Source organism: Gimesia aquarii, assembly GCF_007748175.1.
Lineage (GTDB): Bacteria > Planctomycetota > Planctomycetia > Planctomycetales > Planctomycetaceae > Gimesia > Gimesia aquarii_A.
This window is the reverse complement of record NZ_CP037422.1, coordinates 6966046-6982487: the sequence shown is the minus strand read 5'-3', so window position 1 is coordinate 6982487 and position 16442 is coordinate 6966046. Positions and strand designations below refer to the sequence as shown.

General features: G+C 44.4%; 11 protein-coding genes. 4 read left to right on the top strand and 7 right to left on the bottom strand.

The features are described from left to right. Positions 1-13: 13 nt before the first annotated feature. The gene (locus tag V202x_RS26310; RefSeq protein WP_145179893.1) at positions 14-1507 is read right to left on the bottom strand and encodes a sulfatase; all 1494 of its coding nucleotides are present in this window, start codon (positions 1505-1507) and stop codon (positions 14-16) included. Positions 1508-1560: 53 nt separating this feature from the next. After that, positions 1561-3150 carry a sulfatase family protein gene (locus tag V202x_RS26305; protein WP_145179891.1) on the bottom strand — a complete coding sequence of 530 codons (1590 nt, stop codon included), beginning with the start codon at positions 3148-3150 and terminating at the stop codon, positions 1561-1563. 400 nt (positions 3151-3550) lie between these two features. Here V202x_RS26305 and V202x_RS26300 point away from each other — a divergent pair, with 400 nt between their 5' ends. Together V202x_RS26300 and V202x_RS26295 are read left to right on the top strand one after the other, a co-directional pair. Next, positions 3551-5368 (top strand): GspE/PulE family protein, encoded by a 1818-nt coding sequence (locus tag V202x_RS26300; protein WP_232098724.1) that lies wholly within the window; start codon positions 3551-3553, stop codon positions 5366-5368. 97 nt (positions 5369-5465) lie between these two features. After that, complete coding sequence (locus tag V202x_RS26295; protein WP_145179889.1) at positions 5466-6131, top strand: CvpA family protein; 666 nt, start codon at positions 5466-5468, stop codon at positions 6129-6131. A gap of 18 nt (positions 6132-6149) precedes the next feature. On the opposite strand, the gene rdgB is transcribed toward V202x_RS26295, so the two are convergent. Together rdgB and V202x_RS26285 are read right to left on the bottom strand one after the other, a co-directional pair. Next, positions 6150-6776, bottom strand: a complete 627-nt coding sequence (gene rdgB / locus V202x_RS26290) for an RdgB/HAM1 family non-canonical purine NTP pyrophosphatase (protein WP_145179887.1) — start codon at positions 6774-6776, stop codon at positions 6150-6152. A 169-nt stretch (positions 6777-6945) separates the two neighbouring features. Continuing rightward, positions 6946-8016 carry a hypothetical protein gene (locus tag V202x_RS26285; protein WP_145179885.1) on the bottom strand — a complete coding sequence of 357 codons (1071 nt, stop codon included), beginning with the start codon at positions 8014-8016 and terminating at the stop codon, positions 6946-6948. A 372-nt stretch (positions 8017-8388) separates the two neighbouring features. On the opposite strand from V202x_RS26285, the gene V202x_RS26280 reads away from it, so the two are divergent. Beyond that, a complete protein-coding gene (locus V202x_RS26280; RefSeq protein ID WP_145179883.1) occupies positions 8389-9081 on the top strand; it encodes a metallophosphoesterase family protein in 693 nt (230 codons plus the stop codon). A 107-nt stretch (positions 9082-9188) separates the two neighbouring features. Here V202x_RS26280 and V202x_RS26275 read toward each other — a convergent pair whose 3' ends face one another. After that, positions 9189-10613: a class II fumarate hydratase gene (locus V202x_RS26275; protein ID WP_145179881.1), complete on the bottom strand. Its 1425-nt coding sequence runs from the start codon at positions 10611-10613 to the stop codon at positions 9189-9191. Between the two features lie 134 nt (positions 10614-10747). Continuing rightward, positions 10748-13750 (bottom strand): PVC-type heme-binding CxxCH protein, encoded by a 3003-nt coding sequence (locus V202x_RS26270; RefSeq protein WP_145179879.1) that lies wholly within the window; start codon positions 13748-13750, stop codon positions 10748-10750. A 338-nt stretch (positions 13751-14088) separates the two neighbouring features. Here V202x_RS26270 and V202x_RS26265 point away from each other — a divergent pair, with 338 nt between their 5' ends. After that, the gene (locus V202x_RS26265; protein ID WP_145179877.1) at positions 14089-15024 is read left to right on the top strand and encodes an SMP-30/gluconolactonase/LRE family protein; all 936 of its coding nucleotides are present in this window, start codon (positions 14089-14091) and stop codon (positions 15022-15024) included. A gap of 76 nt (positions 15025-15100) precedes the next feature. On the opposite strand, the gene V202x_RS26260 is transcribed toward V202x_RS26265, so the two are convergent. Then, positions 15101-16255, bottom strand: a complete 1155-nt coding sequence (locus tag V202x_RS26260) for a type IV pilus twitching motility protein PilT (protein WP_145179875.1) — start codon at positions 16253-16255, stop codon at positions 15101-15103. Positions 16256-16442: the final 187 nt, after the last annotated feature.

Below are 16442 nucleotides of genomic sequence, written 5' to 3'. Positions count from 1 at the left end.
AGTTTACCGATTATCAAAGGGAATGCCTTTGGTGGTTTAGTATTAGTCTGGTCTGTAAGTTCTTACGTGGTGGTTTCTTTCGTTTTTTGGGTTTGGGCCAGGCCTTGAAAGGACCACCATATCCGTCGCGTAACTCATCGCAACGCTTACGCATCTCTTTGAGCACCTTTGCATAATTGGGATCATATGCAAAATTGATTAATTGATCAGGATCGGCCTCAAGGTCGTGTAAAAATTCGAAGTCGTTTTCAAAATAACGGGCATAGACATAGCGCTTGCCGCGCACACCTTCCCACTTTGGTATGCCTGCATTATCCATCAAATGTTCGCAGAAAAAATCTTGCCTCCAATTCACAGGCGTTTCTCCTTTAATGAAAGGCAAGAGCGAGCGCCCCTGGTATTGGGCAGGGATTTTGACGTCAGCTAAATTTAATATCGTCGGTGGAATATCGATGTTTAATACCATCGGTTTAAGAACGCGACCAGACAGAGACTTTGGCTCGCGTGGGTCATCGATGATAAGAGGCACACGTAGTGATTCTTCGTAATGCGACCATTTACCGGCAAAGCCTCGCTGACCCATGTAATATCCATTGTCGCCGGTATAGATGATGACGGTGTTTTGATCGAGCCCCTGCTGCTTCAGTGCTTTCTGCACACGTCCGACAACATGGTCGACGCCACTGATCATGCGGTAGTAAGCTTTCATATTGGTTTGAAATTTATCGGGAGTATCCCAGCGCCAGAAATAACGTACACGGTTAAACGATTTTTTGAGAAATGGCGGCTGGCTTTCAAAGACTTTAGGATTAGAAAGTCGAGGTTCGGGTAGCGTTAAGTCTTCATACATGCCGTCCACAACTTTAGGCCAGGGGTAATGTCCTATACCGGGGCGCTTGTCTCCATCTTCTGCGTGAACAGCGTTAAAACTGATCGAAAGACAGAAAGGTTTTTGTTTGGTTTGTGATTTGATAAATTGGATTGCATTGTCGCCTGCAATTTGTGTTTCATGTCGTGTGCTTCCATCAGGCATTTTTTTGTGATAAGGATTACGATTGTGTGGTTGGAACGAATCGAACATTTTGGCGATCACGTCTCGGGAGAGACTAACGCCAAATTTACCAATGAAGCCGGTCTGGTAACCATTTCGCTTTAAAACTGCCGGGTAGCTTTCCTCTCCGAACTTTGAGGCAATGGGAGGCGTGCCGAAGGTGTAACGATGGGTACGTTCCACGAGTCCCGTCAGAATCGATGCCCGACTGGCAGCACAAATTGATGTTGTTACGAACGCATTTTCAAATCTGATACCTGCAGCCGCTAATGCGTCTACATTCGGGGTTTTTATAATTGGGTGTCCTGCACAACCGAGTGTATCATCTCGCTGATCGTCAACTAGAAAGAAAACAATGTTGGGGCGGGCTGTTCTCTCTGCCGCATTTGCCGATGGGTTCATTACGCCAAAGGCTAACAATGATAGAATGGTCAAACTAATAACTGAAGAGGGCATTCAAAACTCCATGACCGAAATATGGGGATAATTATGTTTCGAAGTGTGAGTAATTACGATTTAATTTTCTTCTTTTTTTTAATCTGTGGTTTCATCTTTTGAGCAGACTTGCCTGCAGCAAAGATGTCGACGGCACCATTATTCTTTTGTGGCTTACCGGGAGTGGAACGACCCCTTTCAGCATAACTTTGCAATAATTCTGTTAATTCCTTTACGACTTCAGGATGCAGGTGTTGTACGTTCTTTTGCTCTCCCAAATCATTTTTTAAATTATAAAGCTGAATACTTGCAAACTGGCTCAGATCATCTTTACCAGGTCTTGGAGAACTCCAGCCTCCCGAACCAGGGCAGAGTTCGAGTTTCCACTGATCTTTTCTGATCGAAAACGCGCCACGTATCGAATGATGGACGGCTGCCTCTCTCAGGGGGCGAGTTGCTTTCCCTTCCAACGCGGGAAGCATGCTGACGCTATCTTCACCTGCTTCATCCGGAAGTTTAGCTTCAGTAATGTCAGCAACGGTTGCCAGCAGGTCTGTCAGACAAGTCAATTGATCAGAGTGAGTTCCTGCTTTAATGCGAGCGGGCCAACTTGCAATAAACGGGACACGATGTCCGCCTTCATAGATATCTGCTTTGTGCCCTCGGAATTGGTAACTGGGTTGATGATCTTTGTCAGCCATCTCTTTAAAATTAGCCGCTGGTGAACAACCATTATCGGCAGTGAAGATGATTAAAGTATTCTCGGAGATGCCTTGTGTTTTGAGGGCATGCATCACTTGTCCTACTGTGTCATCAACCTGCATTACAAAATCACAGTAGGCATTGATACCACTTTTGCCCTGCCATTGAGGAGTGGGAAGAATGGGTGTATGCGGGGCGTTTAATGGAAAATAGACGAAAAAGGGAGTACCCGATTTTGAAGCTGCTGCCCTTTGTTTAATAATATCAACCGTTTTTTTAGTGGTGCGTGGGAGGACATCAATCGCTTCGAAATCCTTATGTGCTGGACCATCTCGGTGGAATGCTTTGGTGACGGTTGGGATTCCCTGGCTCCGATTATTTTCGATGTAGACGTATGGGGGCATATCTAAAGAGGCGCTAATCCCAAAGAAGTAGTCAAACCCGACACTGTTTGGTCCATTCTGGATTGGTTGGGAATAATCGACTTCCCAGCCCAGATTGGTTTTTTTGTTAAATGATTTTTCAGTAGCGACGCCTCCTTCTTTCAGAGTCCAGTCCATACCTAGATGCCATTTGCCGACACAGGCTGTAAAGTAACCATGTTGTTTTAGTAACGTTGGCACGGTCAAGCGATTTTCTTCAATCAGTCGGCGCGATAAGCCCCAGAGCACACCACTTTTCAGTCGGGAACGCCAATTATAACGACCAGTTAAAATTCCATATCGAGTGGGAGTACACACAGAAGAGCTGGAATGAGCATCGGTAAAAATCATGCCACTTTGTGCCAGCTGATCCAGATGTGGAGTTACAATTTTGCATTTTGGATTCAACGCGCGAATGTCTCCATACCCCATGTCGTCCGCAAGGATGTATATGATATTTGGAGGAGCGGCTTGGGCAGTATCCTCCATGGTATAGAGTATGATGAAACACAGGCAGAGCGTAGCGGGTATCAATTTCATCGGAGCCTCAGAAAAATAACGAAAATCAGGGAACGAAAGGCTGGAAATTCAGTCTAACAATTGACAGCTGTATTTCACAATCCAGCGAGTAAGCTTAGCATTAACTTATGGAAACGAACTTGATTTATTGCTGATGTGGGTTCTTAATTTTAGACTTTCATTTTCTAGCGACTTATCGTTACTATATACCTGTATCAATAAATGCTAAAATAGTGACTCGACAACGGTATAAATATGCGAAAACGTGGTTCTCTATAATTTAAATTGAGAATGCAGTTCCTTCTGCACCGAATATAAAGTAAATTCAAGTCCTTGTATCATAGCATTTTATAATGACCGACATCCGGCATCTCGGTCAACTCCATTTGTTTGATCAGCCCAAATTTTGAGGAACAACAGCGTGAAATCTACCTGGGCGTGTCTTATTGCAATTCTATGCTTTACGACGCATTTAACAGAAATCCATGCGCAGCCCCGTCCGAATGATGATGGTGAAACAGAAGAAAATCGGCGAACGATAGCGAATGTATCTGCTATTGGACAATATCCGCCGCTTCCGGTTCCCTTTTTTCGAGGTAATGATCCACGATTCACAAACTCACAAGGGTTTTATTTCCATTTTTGGAAGTTTCTCCTGGTCGTGTTGTTGTTTTTGCTTTGGGCAAAAACATCTTCTTGGGTCGATGAAGACAGCCGTGGTTTGAAGAGTAATACCGAGTTTTGGAGCTCTGCTATCTTAGTTGCTGGGGGACTTGGTTTTCTCCTTGTATTTTGTATGCCTAGCTTCATCGTTGGATTTTTTGTGCTATTGCTGGCTTACGGAACGCCTTTAGGATTTTATATTCATGAGCGAAATGCCAAAGTTCCCCCTTCCAGCAGAGTGATGACTCCCGATCACATTCGCAATTTAACCATCCGATATCTGGCACGTATGGGAATTCGTATTGGTGGTACAAAAACTCAACAAGCGGCTGTGGGGCCTGATATCCGTTTCATCGGAAAGTCATCGACCGGTCGGGGCGATGATCCAACAAGTTCACGACGTGTTGAAAATTCACGCGGTTTTCTTGCAGCTAAAGAATTGGTTTATGATGCCATTATGCGCCGTGCCACTGATGTGCATCTTGAACCCAAAGAAGATGAAGTGGGAGTGCGTTTACGTATTGACGGAGTTATGTATCCCACAGAAGGCTTTGACCGTTCTATCGGCGAGGCCGTTCTGAATATCTTTAAAGTTTTAGGTGCGATGGATATTACTGAGAGACGTCGTCCACAAGATGGTAGTTTCCGCGCGATTATGCCAGATCGTGAAATTGATTTTCGTTTAGCCAGTCAGGGAACACGGCATGGCGAAAAAATGAGTTTAAGAATTCTCGATCAGACAAACTCGATCGCTTCATTGCCAGAGCTCGGATTACGCAAGCAGCTTGTGGATAAGTTAGGAGCAATTGTCAAGCAGCCACATGGTTTATTTTTGTGTTGTGGTCCCACGGGTGCAGGTAAATCAACGACTCTATTTGCCGCTTTGCACGAAATCGATGCGTATCAGCGAAATATCATCACAGTTGAAGATCCGGTGGAATATCGAATTGAGAACGTGACACAGATCGAGATTAACCAAAAAGCCGGTCAGACATTTGCAGAGTCATTGCGGAGTATTCTTCGTCAGGATCCAGATGTGGTTATGATCGGAGAAATTCGTGATGCCGAAACCGCGCGCATTGCTTGCCAGGCAGCGAATACCGGGCACATGGTCTTTTCGACGGTGCATGCCAACGATACGTTTACAGCGTTGTATCGTCTGATTGATCTGGAAGTGGAACCGTTCATGCTCGCAAGCTCCCTGTCTGCCTTGCTGGCTCAGCGGCTTGCTAGAAGGTTATGTCCTGACTGTAAAGAAGCATACCAGCCCAATCCTGAGTTTTTGAAGAAAGCAAATTTACCTCCAGAAAAAGTGAAATGTTTTTATAGGTTGCCTAAAAACAGGGAATTTGTTTGCCCTACTTGTAGTGGACTGGGATATATGGGACGTATCAGTGTTGTTGAATTACTCGAGTTTAATGAGCGGATGCGAGACATGGTACGCGATGCCTCTAATATGTCTCAGTTGAAAGCGCAGGCACGAAAAAATGGTATGCTTTACATGAAAGAGGAAGGCTTAAGATTGGTTGTGAAAGGAATCACTTCTATTGATGAATTATTGAGAGTTGTGAAGTAATTCACGAATCGTGAATTACTAGATCTAGAACACTGCTTCTGATTCTACGAGTTTTTTTATTATATTGTTTATTGACAAATCATTCCGGAAATCGAGCATGATCGACATTTTACTTTTGGCAATTTTGGGAATTGTGACTTGGTGTGTTGCCAGTGAAGGTGCCTGGGGGGCGGGGTTTATCTTTGTCTCTGTTCTGTTGGCTGGTCTTTTAGCGATGAACTATTTCGAGCCTTTGGCAACTTTCTTGACGAATAATATTGCTAGTTCCGGGGCTTGGCGGCAGCGCTGGGATAGTATTGCCCTGGTTGGGTTATTTGTTGCTTTTATTTTTCTCTTTCGCGAAGTTACCGTGCGTATTGCTCCAACTTATATGCAGGTCCATCCTCTGGTTCATGAAGTTGCAAGATGGAGTTTTGCATTCATGACTGGATATATTGCCATGGCATTCTTACTGACGGCTTTGCACACAACGCCTTTGCCGCGTGAGTTTGGTGGTTTTACTCCAGAGAGAGCCAATTTTTTTGGAGCTGTCGCCCCAGATCGTCAATGGTTGGGTTTCTCGCAATACGTTTCTGAAAAGTCTATGCGTAACGGTTCTATGGGCCATATATTTGATGGACCTGAATACACATTTCCACAGCATCAGAATAGTATCTGGCCATCTTTTCCCATTCGTTATGCAACGCGAAGAGGCCAAGGGGCAGCCAGTGGTGGGCAGGCTGCGAAACCGTTAACAGAAGAGAAAGCCAGTCGTGCTTTTTAGAACGTACGTTGGTGTGTCTCAGTCTTGGCTGAACTGGTGGCGGAATAAATCCACTACCTGTGGAATGAATTTTTCAAAAGCCCGCGCTCGATGACTCAGATGCTGTTTAACAATTGGTGCTAACTCTCCGAAGGTTTTATGCAATTCAATGATTTCAAAATAAGGATCGTAGCCGAATCCGTTTTGCCCTCGTGGAGCCTCAGTGATTCGTCCATGGCAACTGGCCTGTGTCTGTAAGCAAATTTCTCCTTGCGGATTAGATAACGCGACATTACAGATATACGCGGCGGTACGTTTTTCTTCGGAGACGTCCTGCAATTCCTGAATCATTTTGGCATTGTTCTGCTCATCAGTTGCATCTTCGCCACTGAATCGTGCCGAAAATATCCCTGGTGCACCATTCAGTGCATCAATCATTAATCCACTGTCTTCACCAATCGTCCACTGGGATGTGTTGAGCGCGACTTCCGATGCTTTTTTAGCTGCATTTTCTCTAAACGTGTTGCCGTCTTCCACAACTTCGGGTACATCAGGGAAATCGGTTACACATTGCATCTGGATACTGTGTGGTTTTAATAGATCTGAAATTTCATCAACTTTTTTTTGGTTACGACTGGCTAAAATGATGGAGGGAAAATGAGACATTAGTCGGTTGATTTTCAAAGTAACTATTCAGAAATCATTACTTTGGGTCGGACAAACGACGGTTTTCCAAGCTCACCGTGCAAAAAATAAGCCTTCCCAACTGCTTGCACTTTAACAAGCTTGCGTTTCAGAGGGAAGGCAATCAGCCTTTATATAAGCCGAACGATATTTACTTTGCTTTGGGGTTTCGAATCAAAGTTGGTTTGGGATCAAATACCCAAGATGCCACAGGTGGTGATTGTGGTGTCTTTCCGGGAATCACAAAGTATTCTGCTGTCATCGATTCAACGCCCGTTTCTGGATGTGCTTTCATTTTTGCTCCAAATAGCTTGGCATATTCGGTGAGCCGAGGATCGTTTGGTGAATCGAAGGAGCCGACAGTGACAACGGATCGGTATTTTTCATGCAGGATATATGCATCAATGTTCTGAGGTGCTGAAGCTGGGAATCCATAGCTTTTAGCATTTCTGAGTGCTTTGGCGAGAGACCAGGCATTCTCGGCAGCCTGATCCAAAGCATTACTGATTTTTAAGGTCTCGGAAGCATTTTGAAATCGTGAAGTTGCTGTTTTAGTGACAGAGTTTCCATAGAACGATGCCACAACGAGAGAATATTTTCCCTTATTTTTCAAAAGTGAGTATTCAATGCCAGAATTGAGTTTGGCAATGAGAGGGTCCTGTTTTCTTTGAGCCACTTCTTGTGGTGAAAGCAGGGGATTGATAGTAAGAAATGCTCCACTCAGTGGTCCTGGTTGTCCAGGAGTTTTATTATATACGCCATTTTCTGTAAGCACTTTTGGCTGAAATTTTTTGAGATACTTAAGTGTCTTCTGGGCAACATCGTCTTCACTATCAGAATAATTACCGGCAATCACTGAAATCATCGCACGTTGTGCAGCATAACTGCGGCGTTCTTCGCGACCGAGGCGATCGAGTGTATTAAAACGTTGGATCACAGATTCCTGGCTGAAAGTATAGGCAGGAATTCCACGCTTACGTAATTCGTAGACTAGTTCGTCGGCTGCCTCCTGCGAGCTTAAACCTTTTGAGCGTCTGCTTTCAGGAATGTCACGTAAGCTGGCTACCATGATCATCCAGGGACCATGCCGCTTGGTAAGCTTATATTTTTTACCTTTAACGGCTTCAATTCTTGCATCTGCTTCTGGCGGAAGACACGTTACAAAAATGGCCATAGCCAAGGTGATGATTAGACTTTTGTAACATAGTCGCATGGTCCGCATATCAGTATCCCTTCTGAAAGCGTCCGAATTGGAATAAATTTATTAGCGAGAGCAGGCATTGATTTCCAATGCGTCCTGATTGGATCCAGATACCCATGAAATACACGTTTTGGTGATCTTGAAGTTGAGATGTCTCAGACATGCGAGAGGGAGTCTAGCAGTTTACCAAAAATGAGTCTATAGGTGATTCATTCAAGACTTTCAGATCTCTGAGTTCAGAGTAAATTAGCTGAGAATAGCCAGTGTTGCTCTATTCATCATTTTCAATGAATTGCATATTTCATACAATCTAAGTATTTATGAAATAATAAGATAAGAATTACCTTATGACTCTGCTCCCAAGTAAGTCAGCCAAAACCAGGATGAGGGGATATGCGCATTCTTGTAGTATCTGACATTCATTCGAATTGGATAGCCCTCTCTTCGATCCAGGAAGACTTTGATTATTGTCTGTGTATCGGAGATCTGGTTGATTACGGGACCGATCCGTTACCTTGTATAGAATGGGTAAAACAGAACGCAACGGCTTGTGTGCGAGGCAATCACGATCATGCTGTGGCTCAGCGGGTGGAAGCAAAAGGAGCAACTGGATTTCGAAAGCTGGCGTGTGAAACCCGTCCCTTCCACTGGGAGTTACTAGACCGAGTCAGAATGAAGTATTTGGCACGATTACCTATTACACAGCAAATTACCATTGAAGGAGTGACATTCTACCTCGTTCATGGAACCCCCCGCGATCCACTCGATGAATACTTGAATGGCAACGAAGCTGGCTGGAAAGCACGATTGCAAAATATCCATGCTGACTTTGTCTGTGTCGGGCATACTCATTTACCATTTCATCTCGATCTCGGTGATAAACAAGTTGTTAATCCGGGAAGTGTAGGTCAGCCTCGAGACGGTGATCCTCGTTGTTCATATGCCATCATTGAAGATGGAAAAGTTTTCTTGAAGCGACAGGAATACGATGTCCAGGCTGCCATTCGTCAGATGGAAGAAGCTGGATTAACAGGAGAGGCGCTGGAAATGGCTTCCGGAGTTCTCATGAACGGTCGCATGTCTTGAATGTAAAATTTGATTCAATAGCACATCCAATTTAACCATAGTGGCTTCAAAGCCATGATACGAGATTCAAACAGTGCTAGTGACGCTACAATAAACCCGGATACAGGCTAAGCTTGCGGTTCAGTCATACTCATCGGGTCAAGGGCTTCTCGTAACGTTTCATCTGGCAGTATTTTTTGTTCGGTGCAAAGTTCACGAATGGTTTTACCTGATTTGAAGGCTTCTTTGGCTAAGGCAGAAGCTTTCTCGTAACCAATATGTGGGTTCAGGCTAGTTACCATTGAGAGGCTGTTTTCGACTGCTGCATTGCAGGCTTCTTTGTTGGCTTCCATATGATCACTACAGAGTTTCACAAATTCATTACTGGAATTTGCTAACAGATGGATGCTCTCTAAAGCTGTGAATCCCATCATAGGCATCATGATGTTCAATTGAAATTGGCCACCCGCTGCACCAGACATCGTAATCGTTTGGTCGTTACCAATCACACGTGTGGTCACCTGCATCATACTTTCACACATCACGGGATTGACTTTTCCAGGCATGATGGAGCTGCCTGGTTGCAGGTCAGGAATTTTGATTTCATAAAAACCACAGCGAGGTCCCGAGCCTAACCAGCGAATATTGTTAGAAACATTAAAGAGAGTTGTGGCAATCGTTTTCAATTCAGCATGACATTCTACTAGTCCATCTCTTTGTGCGTTGGCTTCAAAATGGTTGGAAGCTTCGACGAACGCAATGCCTGTTAGCTTGGCCAACTCGAGACTGACACGGTGTCCAAATTCTGGATGAGTGTTAATTCCAGATCCAACGGCAGTGCCCCCTACTGGCAGCTCATAAACGGCAGCTGCAGCCCGCCTGGCACGTTCGACACACAATTCCAGTTGGCGGGCAAAACCACCGAATTCCTGTCCTAAGCGTAGCGGAGTCGCATCGGCCAAGTGGGTCCTACCAATTTTGATAATTTGATCCCACTCCTTCGCCTTTTGTTTAAGACTGTCAGCAAATTTTTCTAAGCCAGGGATCAGTTCATGATGAATACTGGAAGCGACTGCGACATGGATAGCGGTGGGGAACGTATCGTTTGTACTTTGCCCCATGTTGACATGATCGTTTGGATGGACAGATTTTTCAGGTGCAAATCGGTCTTCGTCCAGAATCTCAATAGCGCGGTTACTAATGACTTCGTTCACATTCATATTACTCGACGTTCCTGAACCGGTCTGATAGACGTCGATGGGGAATTGATCATCAAATTTGCCTGCAGCCACTTCCGTTGCTGCTGAGATAAGAGCTTCTATTTGTGTTTCAGTGAGGGGGTTTTTGCCGGTTCCCGATAATTTTCCTAAATCGCGGTTGGCATGGGCGGCTGCGAGTTTGACCTGTCCCATAGCATGAATCAGGCTGGGAGGCAGAGTATTACCGGAGATTTGAAAATTCTCAACGGCTCGTTGAGTTTGCGCGCCATAATAGGCCTCTGCGGGAACTTGCACTTCACCCATTGAATCACGTTCGGTTCGAAACCCCGACATGGTATATTTCCTGTCTCTGATGTGGATGTGAATTGTAAAAAAAGAGCCGACTTTCAAAGGTTTTGAAAGCCGGCATCAATTCTAGCAAGTTATCCTGTTTTCTCAATCGCCGTTTACCATCAGATTGGAAATGCCTACGGTAGTGGTTGTGAACTGCGCAAATAGCTAAACAGATCGCGAATTTCTTTTTCGGTGAGTTTGTTAAACAGTCCTTCTGGCATCAATGATTTTTTTTGTGGCAGCATTTCGTCAATATTGTCACGTTCAATCGTGATACTCTGGCCATCGGCACTACGCATTACGATCACATTGTTGTCTTGATCTGCAAGGAATCCATTGACAGTTCGGCCATCTTCTGTGACTACCAGGAACGTTTCAAATCCTTCGCGAATTTCAGCAGAGGGATTTACAATATTGACCAGCATTCGTCCGACATCATCGCGTTTGAAGGTAGTCAGGTCGGGGCCGATTTCACCTCCTTCACCAAACAGTTTATGACATTTTCCGCAATGCTTCTGAAACAGTTTTTCTCCAGCATAACGATCAGGAGATTCTTTAGATGTCTCTAGAGTTTGTTGATAGGCGGCAATTTTTTTTTGCATTTCTTCGGTTGTCGCTCCAGAAATAGAGCCAAAATGCTTGGAGATGAGGTTGGCAATGTTTGCATCACTATAAACGGTCATTTTACGCGCTGTTTCAACTGGTACTGTTTCTTTGTTGATTTTTCCCGCGTCAAGAGCCGTTAAGAATTCGCGCGTCCAGGGTTTACGGATTGAAACCAATGTCTGAGCAGCGCTGCGTAAATCGTCCGACATTTCCGGGTACTGAGCGGTAACGACCTTACCGATTGTTTCGTCTGGATATTGCTGGAGAGCATTGATTGAGGCGATCTGCATCTGCAAGTCGCTTGATGTTTTGATAATTTTTAATAGCACGGGAATACACTGTGTTACTTTCACTTCACCAAAAATCTGGATGTAATCGAGTCGCTTTTGATTATCGGCTTTGGAATTTGCTACGACTTTTAATGCCTTTGCAATGGCAGCCTTGTCACCCTGGCGAATACCTAAAGAAATGGATTGCCCACCATATTTTGACATCGCAATGACCAGTGCTTTGGGGAAGCTGGTTTGAGATCGACCTTTCATTGCCGTTTCAAAGCCTGACATGAGAATTTCAGCATGCGATTTTTCTGGTGCCAATTCCAACAACTTTGCGCAAACCATCAGGTCATTACGTGATCCTGTGGAAGCAAACCGACGCATCATGCGTTCCAGAATGTATTTTTCGACGAGTGGATATTGCCAGACTTCCGCTTTTGAAAAGTAATCCAGCAATGCTTCTCGATTTTTTGCAACCCGCTTTTCCAATGACCACCACAGGATGAGAGGAATATGAATATCTTCAAGGTCTTCTGAACGGCTTAGTAGATTAAAGGCGATGGGTAGCCCGATTTCTGCGGGAAGCCGTTTGGATGAACTGGCAAGTTGACTTCGAACTTGTACGTGTGGTTCCGTTAAGGCAAGAGCAATCAATTGCTGCCCGATTTTTGCTGGGACCTGGTTTTCATCACATAATAGTCTGATGGTCCAAGCGCGGACAAAAGGGTCTTTATGCTGTAAGGATCTGCGGGCTATCTTTTCATCCAGCCCGCCACTCAGGTTCAGAGCCCAGAGTGCTTCTAATGCTGATTGTCCCTCCGAATCGAACAGTTTCTGTTTTAAAGCGGGAATAACGGTAGCGTCTTTTCGATCTCCAAACAGGCGTAAGGCCTGTTGGCGATACCATTTGTTGGGATGGTCCAGAACTGCAATCAACTCCAGTGAAGTTTTTTTACCCAGGTCAAAGGGAGCAACAGGCCTGGCATCTTTAGCATTGATCCGATAGATACGGCCATCTCCTTTTTCCACATTGCCCTGGTAGTGCTGAAGGTGGGCAATCTGTGGTTCATACATGTCACAAAAATAAATCGCACCATCAGGACCAAGTTTGATATCGACGGGCCGAAAACGTTTATCAGTGGTAGCTACGGGGCGCTGTAAGTCCTCTGTTTTATAAGAAGATCCATCATCGGAGATTTGGCTTTCGACGACGCGGCCTTGTAGAGGTTCGATTCCGAATAAATGACCGTGATATTTTGAAGGGAGTGTATTGGCTTCATAGATAATAAAGTTATGTGTGAAGCGGGGTACCTTAGCGTGCTTCATCGCCTGGAAATAACCGAATGCATAAGGATTTGAAAGAGGTCCGTGTTTTCCGAACCCTTTCTGGTAATAACTGCCTTGCGTATAATGAAAGCCACGTGTATTTCCGCCGTTGTGTCCTGAATAGATACGACCTTTCTTATCGACTTCCACACCAAAGGCATTACCACCCCCTTCAGCAAATATTTCATAAATTTTCTTTTCAGGATGATATCGCCAGATTAATTGACCGAGAGAAGCGATGGCTTCTTTATCTTTTTGTCCGGGTTTTTTCACTTTGCCAGAGACTGTACTTCCTTGTGAGGAATACAGCCAACCATCGGGCCCCCAACGTAAACTATTGACTACAGAGTGGGTATCTTCCAGACCGAAGCCTTCGAGATGGACAACAGGGTCACCATCGGGAACATCGTCGTTGTTATGATCAGGATAAAACAACAGATAAGGAGGATTTAAGACCCAGACACCGCCACGTCCTTTGACGAATGAAGAGGCAATATTCAAGCCATCGATAAACGTTTTATGTTTGTCGTATTTACCATCGCCGTCGGTATCTTCATGAATTGTGATTTTGTCGGCACCCCGTTCGTGATGAGGAGGTGGCAAGGGAACTTTATCGTAAACAGCACGCAGGTGTTTGTCCTTGCTAAGAACTCGAAGGCCTTCAGGGTAGGGGTACTGCAGGTAGTTAATAACCCACATTCGCCCCCGTTCGTCGAAGTTTTGAAAAATGGGCTGTTTAACATACGGTTCAGCCAGCACCTGTTCAATTTTGAGGTCTTGGGGAACAGTGAATTTTTTTAGTGAATCTGCTGGGTCGAAAAATTCTCCTCCTTTGTTATTCGAAGGTGGTACTGGCGGCGCAGCCTGACTGATTGTGAACGTAGTTATGATTTGTGAGATCGTAAGCAGAAAGAGCAATCGATGGCTCATTGTTCTGGATCCTTTAAGTCAATAGTTCGATGGTTGTAATCGATTCAGGCGGGGCTCAGGATTTTTTTACCTGGGGATGAAAATAGAGGTTGAATTCTTTAAGTAAATTCAGAAACAACTCTTTAGTCTGAGCAGTGGAGATATCAAAATCAAGTATCAAGCTGAGATTCCATAATGGTTTTTTTGATTATGAAAGCTTAAGCTTCTGTGGAGTTTATAAGAAAAAGTTTTGTCTTCAGTAGCTTCCGACCGCTCTCCGTTCTTACGATAATTAAAAAGAAGTTGTTCAAAAGAATGCTAGCATTTTCAACAAATCATTCGAAATAGGACCCTGTAAGATGATGAACAAACAATTGACGCTCGCGATCATAGGTTTGTGTTTTGGCTCTCAGATCGTTGTGGGCCAAGATCAGAATGATACTAGACAAGAAATACATCCCTTGCCTAAGACAGTAGCACGGGATGCAAAGCTTCAAGAAGAGTATGCTGCCAAAGCATTCTTTGAAGGACCAACTTGGGATCCATTAGGAAAGAGATTGTATTTTACTTCGTTTGTTGACAAAGAGACTAAGATTTTGCGATTGGAAAGGCGAGGAAAAGTGATGGTATGGCTCGATCATACCAAAGGGATCAATGGAACTTATCTTTCTAATGAGGGACGCATGCTCGGAGCGCAGGCATATGGCCAACATGTGATGAGCTATGAATTTGGTAAATCTGGTCCGAGTGAGACAATTGTTGTGGCTCAAAATTCCATGTGGAATCAGCCCAATGATGTCTGCCAAACTCCGAATGGAAATATTTATTTTACAGATCCTGATTTTAAGCATCGCAAAACGAGTGCTGTTTATGTGAGAACGACTGATGGAACGGTCAAAAAAATTATTACTACGATGCCGGTTCCCAACGGAGTGATTGCCGCCAACGATGGCAAGACGCTTTACGTAGGTGATAGTCACGAAAAACTTTGGAAGAGTTTTCCCATCAAAGCAGATGGAAGCGTTGGGGAAGGCAAAGTATTTTTCAATCCTGATACAAAGCGACAAGATTCTCCTGATGGTATGACAATCGATTATAAGGGTAACCTGTATCTTTCGGGACGAGGTGGGGTCTGGGTGACAAGCCCCCAGGGAGAATCTTTAGGACTGATTCCCGTGCCTGAATTTTGTTCGAATGTGACCTTTGGAGGAGAAGAGGGAAAAACGCTGTTTCTCACGTGTTCGAATAAAGTTTATAGTTTGAAAATGGATGTTAAAGGTGCTCAGTTTCCATAAAATCATTTTAGAATCGAAACGGGCGATGTAACTGGTATTACATTGCCCGTTTTGAATTAGACATTATGAAACGCGATTACAAAATTGCAGCCCCTTTGACGTCGATTCCCTTCAGCGTCATCTTCAACTCTTCCACATTCGGTGAAATTTCAAATGCATCAGCACGACTGATAAATTCCTGATCGATGAAGCCTTTCAGACTGTCGTTGAATTGTTGCATTCCTTCATCTTTACCGATACGGATAGCAGATGCCAACTTCTCGTCTTCTTCTTCCAGGACCAATTTTCGCACAGTTGGATTGAATGTCATGATTTCCACAATAGGCACTCGGCCGGGAGCGTCGACGATCGTTTTCAGTAGTTTTTGTGCTACGATGGCACGCATGTTAAATGCCAGACTTCCTCTAAGCGCTTTGTGCATATCCTGCGGAAACAAGTCGAGAATACGGCCGATACAACTGGGGGCGTTAGATGCGTGAATTGTACCGAACACCAAGTGCCCCGTTTCCGCAGCATGGATCGCGGTTGAAAAAGTTTCCATGTCACGCATTTCACCCACCAGCATAATATCAGGGTCTTGACGTACAGCGTGTTTCATTGCGATTTCAAAGTCTTTAACGTCGATCCCGACTTCACGTTGGTTAATGAGACATTTATTCTGGGTGTAAACGAATTCGATCGGGTCTTCAATCGTTAAAATGTGTTTGCGATAATGATCGTTGACCCAGTTCAGCATTGATGCAATCGTGGTACTTTTACCACTACCAGTCACCCCTGCCAACAGAACCATACCCTGATCAAACTTACAAAGTGATTCCATGACGGGGGGTAAATGAAGACCTTCGAAATTCGGAATAGAACGCTCAATTTTACGCGATACCATGCCTGGAAAACCCAACTGGATGAATAGGTTCACACGGAAACGCCAAGGCTCTCCTTCGTGTTCTACAACGTAAGAGAAGTCAGCCCCCCCTTCGTCGTGAAAGATTTTTGTATTTCTTTCATCCATCATGGGGGTGAAGAGAGCCATCATCTGATCTTTAGATATGGGCTCCATTTGTAATTCACGCAAGGTTCCTTTGACACGTAGAATCGGTGCCTTTCCCACCTGCATGTGTAAGTCAGAACCGCCATGCTTGATTAACTGACGGAAGACTTTATCAATATCATTTTCTGCGCGTCCCGTGATGGGTGAAATATCTTTTGGTTTTGCAGGAACGGTTGTCGCCATGTATCAGCTCCACTATGAAATGCTCTATTCAGACTGGGAGTTCGTGATGAATTCGAAATGAAACAGAGATCAGATTTAAACGCTAAAACAAAGAAGCAGGGATGCATCGCCTCCCCACTTTAATCTGTGATTACTCGACGTATACTACTATTTTGAAGAGTCTGGAAGAACATTCAAGGCCCTTTTG